This window comes from Paenirhodobacter enshiensis, from assembly GCF_000740785.1.
GTDB classification, from domain to species: Bacteria; Pseudomonadota; Alphaproteobacteria; order Rhodobacterales; family Rhodobacteraceae; genus Rhodobacter; species Rhodobacter enshiensis.
Map to the genome: position 1 here is coordinate 1 of NZ_JFZB01000064.1, position 13,379 is coordinate 13,379.

The following is a 13,379-nucleotide window of genomic DNA, read 5'->3' on the forward strand; positions in this document are numbered from 1 at the left end:
AAAACTGTCCGGAAAATGGGGACCACCTCAGGGTTGTCTGGGCCCTTCAGACCCTCTTCAGTTCCGAGCTTGGTGAGCACCTCGTCTTCAAGGGCGGAACATCCCTTTCCAAAGCCTATGGGGTGATCCAGCGCTTTTCTGAAGATGTTGATCTGACCTATGACATTCGGGCAATCGCGCCTGATCTGGTGGGCGAACGCGCCGAAGCCCTGCCAACCACACGAAGTGAGGAAAAGCGCTGGTCGAAAGCTGTCCGGGGTCGCTTGCCGAAATGGGTCGTCGAAACGACGCAGCCCATGATCCAGGACGCCATTGCCGCGCAAGGGCTCCCCGCCTCGACACGGGCAGATGGCGACAAGCTTTTCATCGATTACGAGGCCGCCTCTTCTGGCTCCGGCTATGTCGCCCCGAGCGTCATGCTGGAATTCGGCGCGAGATCGACGGGCGAACCGGCGAGCCCGCGTGACGTCGCCTGCGACGCGAACGGGCTGATCGAGGGCGTGACCTTTCCGACCGCGACACCGCGCGTGATGCATGCCGAACGAACCTTTTGGGAGAAGGCCACGGCGATCCATCTCTTCTGCGTTCAGGGGCGGCCCGGGAACGAAATTGGCCGCAGTGATCGTGACGACCGTCCGCCGGAGGCGACATGCGCCGGGCCGATTTCCATACCCCGGTAATTCGGCACGACTGAAGACCGGTCTCGCTGCGAGAGGAACACGCAGCAGAAAAACTCCTCGTTGAACGCTGATCTGGATCAGCATGGAAGCGACCGACCTCGGCGATACTCTCAAATTGCACCGATGCGGACCTGCGTGGCCCTCGGAGTCCTGGCCCGCGACGCATGCGGTCTTCGCCTCATCGAGGCGAGAGAATTTTCCACTTACACAAAACACTTAGGAGAACACCATGGCGAAGGGTAGAAACCGTCGCGGCAGGGAAGACAAGAAACCGAAGCAGAAGAAGGTCGCCCCGGCTCCGGCGCCGTCCTTCAGCAAGGGCCTGACGATCGACACAAAGTCGAAGGAGAAAAAATCCTGACCAGGGTCATCTTGTGCGATCGCCAGAACCGAGGCACGAAATGGGCATCCCCGGCGGCAAGCAGACAGAATTGCCCCCTTGCCGGCAGCAGCCCGGAATGAGGGCCCGGGCGCTGACGCGACTCCACCTTCGCCGTCCCCGCACCTCGCCTTGGAAGAGCATCGCACCGGTGCGCGCGGAGCTTTTCGGTATCGAAAGGCTTGAGCAACATGCGACCAGCCTGGCCGAGGTGCAACGTATCTGCGCGTCTGCACCGCGTGTCGCATCACTGCGCCAGCGACTGGATGACAATGCAACTGCTCTGCGGGCCACCCGCAAGGCCTGTCTCTCAGAGTTGGCGTCAGGGAGAGCTATTGTCCCCGCAGCCCAATGGCTGGTCGACAATTTCCACAGGGTCGAGGCGCAGGTGCGTGATTGCCGTGCGGATCTGCCGCCCAGCTACTACAAGCGTCTGCCGAAACTTGCCCAGGGTCCGTTTCACGGCTATCCGCGTGTGTTCGAACTGATCTGGGCCTATGTCGCCCATACGGACAGCCATCTCGATGGCCCCGCACTGTCGCGCTTTCTGCGGGCCTATCAGCAGGTACAGCCCCTGACCATCGGAGAGCTTTGGGCGGTTCCGATAACGCTTCGCCTCGTCCTTCTGGAAAATCTGCGGCGGCTGGCCGACCAGATCACCTTCGGCCACAGGATGCGCCTTTCGGCGGATGCCCTTGCGGATTGGCCCCTGGGGGCCAGCCAGACCGGGATCTGGATGCGGGACGATACTGGCGCGTCCGGCCTCCTTTCCGAGATCTTTGCCGCGCAGCTGGCGAAACGGTTACGTGACTGCGACCCTGTCACGACCCCGGCCATCGGCTGGCTGGAGAATCGGCTGCTCAAGCAGGGATCAAATGTCGATCTGGCAGTCCGGCACGCACAGGAGCGTCAGGGCGCCTCGAACGTCACCGTTCGAAACGTCATCACCAGCCTGCGCACGATCGCAGAGACGGACTGGCCAGAGCTCTTTGAAAGCGTCAGCCTGGTCGATATGACGCTGCGGCAGCATCCCGGATTTTCCGCGATGGATTTCGTCAGCCGCAACCTGTACCGCGACGCCCTCGAGGATCTCGCCCGTCACAGTGACCACAGCGAACTGGAGCTGGCCGAGCGCGTTCTGGCGACGGCGATGGCTGTGCCTAAAGCGGACGGCGACCGGATTTCCGATGCGGAAATATTGCGCAGAAGCGATCCGGGCTGGCATCTCCTCGCCGAGGGCCGAAAGGTGTTCGAACGCCAGATCGGCTATCGAAACAGGGGATGGCGTCGGTTCCGATTGCGGCCCGCTCTCCCGGGATACCTGGGCAGCATTCTTTGTGTGACCCTCGGGCTGCTCGCGCTGAGCGCATGGAGCCTGATGACCCTTTCCGGCCCGTCCGCGTCCTGGACGGGGCTTGCGCTCTGGCTTCTCGCAGCGGTCATCCCAGCCAGTGCGGTCGCGCAACTCCTCGTCGATCGCATGGTGGCCTGGTCGGTGCCTGCCACGGTTCTGCCAGGGCTGGCGCTTGAAAGCGGCGTGCCGTCTTCGCTGCGCACGCTGGTGGTCGTGCCGACACTTCTGACGACTGCCGCCGAGCTGACCGAACAGCTCGAAGGGCTGGAGGTTCATTATCTGTCCGGTGCCCAGGGCGACGTGACCTTTGCCATCCTGACCGATGGGCTGGACGCCCCCGGGCAGCACATGCCGGAAGATGCGCCGCTCATTGCATTGATCGGTCTCGAGGTGGCCCGACTGAACCAGCTCCACGGCGCTGGTCCTGCCGGTGCGCGCTTTCTGCACCTGCATCGCGATCGCCGTTTCAACGCCACCGAACGGATCTGGATGGGATGGGAACGCAAACGCGGCAAGCTGCACGAGCTCAATCGCCTGTTGCGCGGCGCCACCGATACCGACTACCGCACGACAGACGGCCATGCGCCAGCCGTGCCCGCCGGGGTGCGCTACGTCCTGACGCTTGATTCTGACACCCGGCTGCCACGCGACGCGGCCTTGCGGCTGATCGGCAAGATGGCGCATCCGCTGAACCGGCCGATCCTGGACACGGACCTGCGCCGGGTCAGCGCGGGTCACGCCATTCTTCAGCCGAGGATCACCCCCGCCCTGCCCGCGGAACGGCGCGGCACCGCCTTTCAACGCGCGACCTCGGGCGCGGGCGGAATGGATCCCTATGCCGCAGCCGCGTCGGACATCTATCAGGATCTCTTCGGCGAGGGGTCCTTCACCGGCAAGGGCATCTACGATGTCGATGTCTTCGAGGCGGCGATGGCCGGGCGCGTGCCCGAAAACGCCCTTCTCAGCCATGACCTGCTCGAGGGCATCTTTGCCCGGGCCGGGCTCGTCTCGGATGTGGAACTGATCGAGTCCTTCCCCGACCGGCAGGACGTTGCCGCGCGGCGCATCCATCGCTGGTGTCGCGGCGACTGGCAACTGCTGCCCTGGCTTGGCCGGGAAGGCGGGCTGGGCGCCCTAGGACGGGTCAAGGTGCTGGACACGTTGCGCCGCTCGTTGTTGGCGCCCGTTACGCTTGTCCTGCTGACACTGGGGTGGCTTCTGCCCGGCCCCGCGGCCTTGCTGGCGACCGCGCTGGCGCTGGTCGCGATGAGCCTTCCCGCCTTCCTGAACGCAGCCCTTTCCGCCGTTCCGCAGCAGAGCCGCCTTCACGTCGGCAACCACCTGCGCCTGATGCACGAAGACCTGTCGCTTGCCGTGCTGCAAACCGGGCTGGCGGTCAGCTTTCTGGCCGACGCCGCCTGGCGCGCGCTTGATGCGATCACCCGCACACTCTGGCGGTTGACGGTCTCAAGGCGGCATCTTCTGGAATGGACCACGGCCGCCTCGGCCTCGGCCGCTCCGCGCCCCGATCTGCGGGGATTTTCCCGTGCGATGGCGCCGGGGATCGTGCTCGGACTGTTCGCCTCGGCTCTGGCCGGCTTCTCCGCTCCCGGCGCGCTGGCGCTTATCGTGCCCTTCGCGGCCCTCTGGCTTGCTGCGCCGCTCATCGCCTTTGGCGTCAGCCAGCCCTCGCGCGCACGACCCGACGCCGCCCTTACCCCGCAGGACGCACAGGAACTGCGCCTGATCGCCCGTAGAACGTGGCACTATTTCGAGACCTTCGTCACCCCAGAGGACAGTCACCTGCCCCCTGACAACTTTCAGGAGCAGCCACATCCGACGCTTGCCCACCGTACCTCGCCCACAAATATGGGGCTTTACCTTCTGGCCACGGTCACAGCCTGCGATCTCGGCTGGATCGGCCTGCGTCAGGCCGCCAGCCGGATCGCCGCGACGCTTGGCACAATGGAAACGCTTCCGCGCGTAAAGGGGCATTTCTACAACTGGTACGACACGCGCGACGGCCGGGTTCTCGACCCGCCCTATATCTCCTCGGTGGACAGCGGCAATCTGGCCGGCCATCTGATCGCACTGGCCAACGCCTGCGAAGACTGGGCCGCGCGTCCCGCCCCGGGGCCAGATCAGAGGGCGCGGGGACTGGCCGATCTTATTGACCTCGCGGAGCGTGACGCCGGCCGGCTCGGCACCCCGCTCGGTGCCCGCTGCTCGGAGGCGATCGGATCGCTGCGCGACGGACTGAAACAGGCCGAGGTCAACTGGCCCTTCCTGCAACGCCTCGCGGCGAGGGCTGAAAACGCCGCTCCGCCGCTGCCGGCCATGCCCCTCCCTGCGCCGAGGTGGCTGTCCCTGCTTCGCGACGGATTGGCCGAAGCCGCGACAGATACCGCATCAGGCGAGGCCGACCATGCCGATCTGGCCGCAGAATTGCGTCGGCTGGGTGCGCAGGCCCGAAGGCTCGCGGTGGACATGGACTTCGGCTTCCTGCTCGACCCCGAGCGCAAGCTTCTGTCCATTGGCTACTCGGTCCATGAGAGCAGTCTCGACCCATCCTGTTACGACCTCCTGGCCTCCGAGGCGCGTCTGGCCAGTCTCTTTGCCGTCGCCAAACAGGATCTGCCTCTGCGTCACTGGTTCCGTCTGGGGCGGACGGTCACCGCAACCCGCGGCGGCGCGGTTCTCGTCTCCTGGGCCGGCTCGATGTTCGAATACCTGATGCCGGGACTGGTGATGCAGGAACCGGAGGGCGGTCAGCTCGGCCGCACCTGCCGGCTGGTCGTCGAGAAACAGATCGCCTACGGACGGGCGCAAGGCGTCCCCTGGGGCATTTCGGAATCCGGCTTCAACGCGCGGGATGTGGATTTCAACTACCAGTATTCCACCTTCGGTGTGCCAGGGCTTGGGCTCAAGCGCGGGCTTGCCGGGGATCTGGTGATCGCGCCCTATGCGACCGGTCTGGCCGCGATGCTGGATCCCGGCGCGGCGCGGCGGAACTTCGACGATCTGGAGGCCCTGGGCGGCCTCGGGGTCTGTGGCTTCTATGAAGCGCTCGACTTCACCCCCGACCGGGTGCAGCCGGGTCGCCGGGTCGCCGTGGTGCAAAGCTATATGGCGCATCATCAGGGGATGACCATCGTGGCCATCGCCAATGCACTGACCGGTGGGCTGATGCGCCAGAGGTTCCACCATGAACCGATGATCCATGCCAGCGAACTGCTTTTGCAGGAACGGCTTCCGCGCGACATAGACCGTGCCCTGCCGCCGCTCGAGGACGCCACGCCCCGAGGCCTCTTGCCGTCGGAGGCGGACCGGGGCCGCCGGATCGCCGGCCGCCCGGGCGGCCCCACGGTCACCCATCTCATGTCCAACGGCCGCTACGCGGTGATGCTGACCGCCACGGGCGGGAGTTACAGTCGCTGGGGCGATATTGCGCTCACCCGCTGGCGCGAGGACGCGACCCGGGATCCGCATGGCGCCATCCTTCACATCCGAAATCTCTCGGACGGCTCCGAACAGAGGTTCGGACCGGGCGCGCCGGAGACCGCCGACGCGCAGGACGTGCAGTTCTTCGAGGATCACGCGACCTTCACCGCCCGGACCGGCCGGCTTGAAACGGTGCTGGATGTGCTCGTCTCGGGCGAGGCGGATGCGGAGGTGCGACGCCTGTCGGTGAGCAATGGCGGGCGCAAACCCCGGGAACTGGATGTAACCTCCTATGTCGAACTGACGCTGGCGGATCCGGCCTCGGAACTGGCCCATCCGGCCTTCTCGCGGATGTTCGTTCAGACCGAGTTCCTGCCTGAATACGGCGCGCTGATCGCGTGGCGCCGGCGGCGCAGCCCCGAGGAGCCGGAAATCTGGGTGGCGCAGTTCAGCGTGGTCGAGGGCACGACCGTCGCGCCCCTGCAATATGACAGTGATCGCGACAGCGCTTTCGGCCGTGATCAGGACCAGACCCGGCCGCGCGCCATCACCGATCCTGCGCCCCTCGCCGGAACCACGGGCTCGGTGCTGGACCCGGTTTTCGCACTGCGCAACCGGATTCTGATCGCGCCCGGAGGCACCGCACGGGTTCTTCTCTGGATGGTCGCGGCCGACAGCCGCGCGGCGCTGATGGATCTGATCGACCGGCACCACGACCACAGCTCCTATGAACGCGCACGGACCCTGGCCTGGACCCAGGCTCAGGTGCAACTGCGCCATCTGGCGATCTCGCCGACCGAGGCGGCCGACTTCCAGCGCCTTGCCGCCCCGATCCTCTATCATGACCGCAGGTTCCGTCTGCCGTCCTCCGCGCTGAGCCGGGGGACCGGGCGCCAGTCCGGGCTCTGGCCGCTCGCGATTTCCGGCGATCTGCCGATCGTGGTGCTGCGCATCGACGATCCCGCCGACATCGGACAGGTCCACGCCTTGCTGCAGGCCCATGAATACTGGCTGGGAAAGCAGCTTGCGGTCGATCTGGTGATCCTCAACGAGCATCCGGCCTCCTGTGTCAAGGATCTGCAGAATGCCATCGACATCGCCTTGCGCAGCAGTCATTCCCGTCTCGGCGATGACAAGCGACCGGTCCGGGGCGGCGTGTTTGCGCTGCGCTCCGACCTGATCGCGGCAGACACGCGGGCACTGCTCCTGGCGGCATCGCGCGTGGTGATGCAGGCGCGGCACGGCACGATCGGCGAACAGCTCGACGCCCTCTTCAGCGATCCTGACGCCTCGGCCTCCATCACCGCCGGCATTCGCCGGAACGGGACCGATGCGCCCTCCCCCCATGCCACCCGCCAGGGAGCAATCAGACGGGGCAGCACGGCCCGGCATCAGGATGAGACCATGCCGAAATCCGACCGCCCGGACCTCGAGTTCTTCAACGGCACAGGCGGGTTCGACCGGGAGGGGCGCGAATATGTCATCCGCCTCGGCCCGGCGCAAAGCACGCCCGCCCCGTGGATCAACGTGATCGCCAATCCGGGCTTCGGATTTCAGGTGTCTGCCAGCGGCAGCGGTTTCGCCTGGGCCGAGAACAGCCGTGACAACCAGCTGACGCCCTGGTCGAACGACGCCGTCGCCGACCCTCCGGGCGAGGCAATCTACATCCGCGACGACGACAGCGGTCTGTTGTTTTCCCCGACCGCGGCCCCCCTGCCGCCGTCTGCCGGGGCCGGTCCGCACATCGTGCGCCACGGCTTCGGCTACAGCCGGTTCGAGCATCAGGCGGATGGCATCGACTGCGATCTGGTTCAATTCGTGCCGCGCGCCGATCCGGTCAGGGTCTCGCGGCTGGTCTTGCGCAATACCGGGACGCGGCCCCGCAGATTGAGTGTCGTCGCCTATGGCGAACCCGTCCTGGGTCAATCGCGCGCCGCCTCGGCCCCGTTTCTGGTTACCTCGCACGAGCCGGAAACAGGCGCGCTTCTGGTGCGCAATCCGTGGAACACCGCCTTTCCCGGCCGGGTGATGTTTGCGTCTCTGGCCACGGCGGCCGGTCCGGCCACCGCCTGGACGGCAGATCGCAGCGAATTTCTGGGCTCGGGCGGCAGCCTTGCCGATCCCGCCGCGCTGCGCCGGGGCGCGCGGATGTCGGGGCGGGTCGGTGCCGGGCTCGATCCCTGCCTTGCGCTGATGCAGACCCTGACCCTGGCCCCTGGCGAAAGCCTCGAGATCGTCCACCTTCTCGGCCAATGCAGCGACGCGGCGGCGGTCGTCCCGCTTCTGGAAAAGCTGCGATCCGCCGACATGCAAGCCGAACTGGCCGCGGTTCAGTCCTATTGGGACAAGACGTTGGGCGATCTGCAGATCACGACGCCGGACCGGGCGATGGACATCATGGTCAACGGCTGGCTGCCCTATCAGGCGCTCGCCTGCCGGATCGAGGCGCGCGCGGCCTTCTACCAGGCCAGCGGTGCCTATGGGTTCCGCGACCAATTGCAGGACAACATGGCCTTCATGCTGACCCGCCCCGACCGCACCCGTGCGCATCTGCTGCGGGTCGCTGCCCGCCAGTTCCCGGAAGGCGATGTCCAGCACTGGTGGCTGCCACATTCCGGCCAGGGGGTGCGGACGCGCATTTCCGACGATTGCGTCTGGCTCGGCCATGCTGTCGCCGCCTATGTGACGAGCACCGGCGACCAGGCGATCCTGGACGAACAGGTGCCCTTCCTCGAAGGGCATCGGCTGAGCGAGACCGAGAGCGATGCGTTCTTCCTGCCCGACGATGCCGGCCATGGCGCCTCCCTCTTCGAGCACTGCGCGCTGGGGCTGGACCGCGCGCTGGATCTGACCGGGCCGCACGGGTTGCCGCTCATCGGCAGTGGCGACTGGAACGACGGGATGAACCGCGTCGGCGCCGCCGGCCGCGGCGAAAGCGTCTGGCTGGGCTGGCTGCTGCTGCAGACGCTCGCCGCCTTCGCGCCGCTTGCGGAAAGGCGCGATCCGGCCCGGGCACGGCGCTGGCGCACACAGGCCGAGGCACTGCGCCACGCCATGGAGACCCAGGCCTGGGATGGCGACTGGTACCGCCGCGCGACCTTCGATGACGGAACCTGGCTGGGGGCGGCCGGTGCCCCGGCCTGTTGCATCGACTCGATTCCGCAAAGCTGGGCGGTGCTGTCCGGACAGGCCGACCCCGATCGCGCACGACGCGCGATGGAGGCCGTCGACCGCCTTCTGGTCGATCGCGAAAACGATCTGCTGCGGCTGTTCACGCCGCCCTTCGGAACCGAGGCCAACGCGGGCGGGCAGGATCCGGGCTATATTGCCGGCTATCCGCCGGGGCTGCGCGAGAATGGCGGGCAGTACAGCCATGCCGCGATGTGGGCCATCCAGGCCTGGGCCCGGCTGGGGCGCGGCGCGCGTGCGGTGGAGCTTTTCGCGATGCTCAATCCGATCAACCACGCCCGGACGCCGGGGGGAGTAGAGCGCTACAGGACCGAACCCTATGTCGTGGCCGCCGATGTCTATTCCGTCGCCCCGCATGTCGGGCGCGGCGGCTGGAGCTGGTACACGGGCTCGGCCGCCTGGATGCACCGCGCCGCCGTCGAAGGCATCCTCGGCGTGACCCGGGAGGGCGACCACCTGCGGATCGCCCCCAATATCCCCCCGGACTGGTCGGGGTTTTCCATGACGCTGAAGGTGGCGGGCACGTCGTGCAGGATCCGGATCGAGAGAGCGGATCCTGCGAGGGCCTCGCTGGATGGCCGGCCCATCATTCCCGGGCCGGTGGTGTTCCTGCCGCTGGACGGCAGGTTCCATGACCTTAAGCTGGCTCTCGGCCCCAGCGCACCAGCCAAGACCGCAGCCGGAGGCGATACCTCTGCACTCCCGATCCCTCCTGACTGACTACCTGATCAACCGCCGCCACCCAGCCGCCCCGACGCCGGGTGACCTCATCGCAGCCGAAAGACACCGACAGTGACCACGTTGACGACCTATCACAAGACCGAATACCGCTACGGAGAACCTGTTTTGCTTGGGCCTCATCGAATGATGCTGCGTCCTCGCGAAGCACGGGAACTGCGGCTGGTGTCGCATGAGATCACCCTCACACCCCATGCCGACATTACCTGGGCCCATGACGTTGTGGGCAATGCCGTCGCCACGGCGCAGTTCACCCAGCCGAGCGATCACCTGATCATCGAGAGCCGTGCAACGGTCGTTCTGACTGCCGCGGTCTGGCCGGTATTCGCCATAGCGGCGGAGGCGATCAGCTTTCCCTTCTTCTATTCGGGCGACGACTGGACCGACCTCGGCGCCCTGACCACGCCGCAATATCCCGACCCTGAGGGCAGGTTTTCCCGTTGGGTCGAGGGCTTCGTCCTTCAACGCCCCACGGATACGTTGTCTCTGCTCAAGGATATCGCCAACGGGGTGTCGACACAGATCTCATACCAGGGTCGAGAGATGGAAGGGACACAGTCGCCGCTGGAAACGCTTACCCGCGGCTGGGGTTCGTGCCGTGACTTCGCGGTGTTGTTTGCCGAAGCTGCGCGCACGCTCAGTTTCGGGGCCCGCATCGTTTCCGGCTATCTCATCGATCCCGCAACGCGCCTCGTCGGGTCCGAAGGGGCGGGCTCCACTCATGCCTGGGCCGAAGTCTTCATTCCCGGTGCCGGGTGGGTCGCGTTCGACCCGACGAACCGGAGCGTCGGAGCAAAGAACCTCATTCCCGTGGCGGTCGCCCGTGGCATTCATCAGGTCGTCCCGGTCACCGGGAGCTTCATGGGGTCGGGAAACACCCAGCGAAGCATGACCGTAGAGGTACGCCACGCGGTCATCAAACACTGATCACCGCGACCCCGGTCCGCGGCTACCGATCAAAGAGCGCTCCGCGCCAGTTTTCTCGGCAGAGTGAGAACGAAAGACCACATATTGCGCGACGTCAGGACCTCTCCGCCGTCAATGCACTGGAGGACCCCGGAATGACACACCTGCCCACCTACGAGCCTTATCTTGCGCTCGCGCTTCTTCTGGTTCTCTTCGCGGGTTTCCTTTACGAGCGGTTCGCCCCCGAGGTGACGGCCGCAGCGGTCGCGGCGTTGTTTGTCGTTTTTGGACTGGTGCCTCAGGACACTGTTCTGTCGGTCTTTTCAAATCCCGCACCAATCACCATCGCCGCGATGTTTATCCTCAGCGGTGCCCTCGTCCGCACCGGGTTGCTCGATGCACTGGCAAACCGGGTCGTCGCCGCCGCCGATAAGCGCCCCATTGCGGCAACGGGCGTGTTTCTGGCTTCGACCCTCGTGGCCTCGGCACTCATGAACAACACACCGGTCGTGCTGGTGCTGATCCCGGTCGCCATACGACTGGCCCAAAGTCTCGGCCTCGCAGCGACACGCCTGTTGATCCCGCTCTCTTACATGGCGGTGCTCGGCGGGACCTGCACGCTGATCGGAACCTCGACCAATCTGCTGGTAGATGGCGTTGCCAGAGAGATCGGGCTGACGCCCTTCTCGATTCTGGAAATCACACCGGTCGGTCTGGTGGCCGCGGCTACCGGCGGATTGACCTTGCTGCTTCTCGGGCCGTTTCTGCTTCCCGACCGCAAGGATCAGACGGATCTGGGTGCGGCAGGCGAGGCGGATTTCCTGACCGAGCTGCGCCCGACGGATGATTTCCGGGGGCTGGGTCACCCCCTGGGCGATATCGACGATCTGACCCGTCCGGGAGTGACCGTCATCGGGGTCCGTTCCGGCGCGGAGGTCAGACGTGACGGCGTGCTCGATCACATCCTTGCCGCTGGCGACCGGCTGATCGCGGTCATCCGGACCTCCGAACTTCTGACCCTGAGATCCAGGAAAGAGTGGGATGTCGGCCTGCGCCAGGGACCGACAGACGGGGAAAACACGGAAACCACCGTCGCGGAGGCGATCGTGACCCTATCGCATCGCAGCCGTCGGATACGTATCGCACAGCTGACCATCGGGTTCCGGTATGGCATGCGTGTCCTGGGCGCACATCGCCATGGGGAAAGCCTCGGCCCCGACCTCTCGACCACGCTCCTCAGACCTGCGGACAAACTGCTACTGGAGGGAACCGACGAAAGCTACGCCCGCCTGATCGAGGCCGGGGACCTGGCTGGCGTCACGATGGCCGGAGGGCGTCCCTTTCGACGCGGCAAGGCACCGCTCGCGCTGATTGCGCTGGTTGCCGTGGTGGCCCTGGCCGCCATCGGTGTGGCGGACATCAGCCTTGTTTCTCTCGTCGCCGTGGCCTTCATCCTCGTCCTGCGCTGCATCGACAACGATGAGGCCTGGAGTTCCATCGACGCGGGCGTACTCGTTCTGATCTTCTCGATGCTGGTGGTCGGTGCGGGGCTGCAGCACTCGGGCGCGATTGCCTTGATCGTTGGTGCCATTGCCCCGCCGCTTGCGGACATGCCCCCGATCGTCGCCCTGGCAGCGGTCTATCTGCTTGCGTCAATCTTGACCGAGGCGGTCACCAACAGCGCGGTCGCGGTCGTCGTGACCCCTCTGGCGATCGGACTGGCGGTCCAGATCGGGGTTGATCCGCGCCCCTTCGTTGCCGCAGTCATGTTCGGAGCGAGCGCGAGCTTCGCGACCCCGATCGGCTATCAGACCAACACGCTGGTCTATGGTGCCGGCAACTACAACTTCACGGACTTCATCAAGATCGGCCTGCCGATGAACATCATCGTGGGGGCCGCCGCAGTCCTGGCAATTCCGGTGTTCTTTCCCTTCTAGGTCAGCCGATGAAAGAGCGATCTGGAAAGCTCCCGGGCTAGCGAGGTGTGATCACGACATGTGAATCGTCTCCATACCACCCGGTCAGGAACCGCTGTGCCGGGGGTCGAATTCGACCGCGTTCAGTTTGACGAGAGCTAGTCGTGGACGAGCTCGGGCTGCGCCAAGCGCCCGGGCTAATCTGCGTCAGTGCCATCAAGTTCTGAGAAGCCGTATTGGAGACGTGCCCACCGTACATTGGGGGGCACAGTATTTGCGAGTACCTGAGAGGCGTGGGGGCATACTTCTCCCATAAGATCGGCATGTCCACGCGCTTCTTATTTCCCGGTACATGCAGGAAAGGACAAGCTAATGACGCTGGATATGAGCAGACCCTCCCTGAAGATGAAAGCCGTCGAGTCCGCCTGCAAGGACGCGTCCGCGGGTCCAAAGAAAGACGCGGCGCTCAAGCACCTCCTCGCCGCCGAAAAAGCTCAAAAAGCAAGAAGCGAAGCCGAGACGAACATGGAACTCGACGCCGCTAGAAGCGCGCTTGAGTAACGGTCAGGCGCGCTTCTAGCGGCGCCTGTGTCATTTCAGAAGCGGTCCGGTCTGATCCAGATACGCCGGATCGAACCCGGCGAGATCCACTAACCCGCTGTAGTTGTGAAACGTCACGTGTCCTTCGCGGAAGATCAGCAGGCCGCTTTCACGCAATTGCCGCAACACGCGGTTTACATGGACCGTGAGGTGGTCCCCATTTTCCGGACAGTTTT

Annotated in this window: 6 protein-coding genes and 1 pseudogene; 6 read left to right on the forward strand and 1 reads right to left on the reverse strand. The window is 65.4% G+C overall.

What is annotated here, in order from left to right; translation table 11 throughout:
* From CG50_RS15645 to CG50_RS15665, 6 genes are all read left to right on the forward strand, one after another.
* On the forward strand, nucleotides 1–680 hold a 680-nt coding region (locus tag CG50_RS15645; protein ID WP_245615762.1), incomplete at its 5' end, for a nucleotidyl transferase AbiEii/AbiGii toxin family protein.
* 229 nt (nucleotides 681–909) lie between these two features.
* Complete coding sequence (locus CG50_RS17500; protein WP_275452237.1) at nucleotides 910–1,041, forward strand: hypothetical protein; 132 nt, start codon at nucleotides 910–912, stop codon at nucleotides 1,039–1,041.
* 40 nt (nucleotides 1,042–1,081) lie between these two features.
* Nucleotides 1,082–9,763 carry a GH36-type glycosyl hydrolase domain-containing protein gene (locus CG50_RS15650; RefSeq protein ID WP_036640473.1) on the forward strand — a complete coding sequence of 2,894 codons (8,682 nt, stop codon included), beginning with the start codon at nucleotides 1,082–1,084 and terminating at the stop codon, nucleotides 9,761–9,763.
* Nucleotides 9,764–9,835: 72 nt separating this feature from the next.
* On the forward strand, nucleotides 9,836–10,708 hold the full coding sequence (locus CG50_RS15655) for a transglutaminase family protein (protein ID WP_036640475.1): 873 nt from the start codon (nucleotides 9,836–9,838) through the stop codon (nucleotides 10,706–10,708).
* Between the two features lie 134 nt (nucleotides 10,709–10,842).
* On the forward strand, nucleotides 10,843–12,624 hold the full coding sequence (locus CG50_RS15660; RefSeq protein ID WP_036640477.1) for an SLC13 family permease: 1,782 nt from the start codon (nucleotides 10,843–10,845) through the stop codon (nucleotides 12,622–12,624).
* A 351-nt stretch (nucleotides 12,625–12,975) separates the two neighbouring features.
* Nucleotides 12,976–13,164 (forward strand): hypothetical protein, encoded by a 189-nt coding sequence (locus tag CG50_RS15665; protein ID WP_036640479.1) that lies wholly within the window; start codon nucleotides 12,976–12,978, stop codon nucleotides 13,162–13,164.
* Nucleotides 13,165–13,194: 30 nt separating this feature from the next.
* Here CG50_RS15665 and CG50_RS16720 read toward each other — a convergent pair.
* Nucleotides 13,195–13,379 (reverse strand): annotated as a pseudogene (locus CG50_RS16720) (Crp/Fnr family transcriptional regulator); the annotation flags it as partial.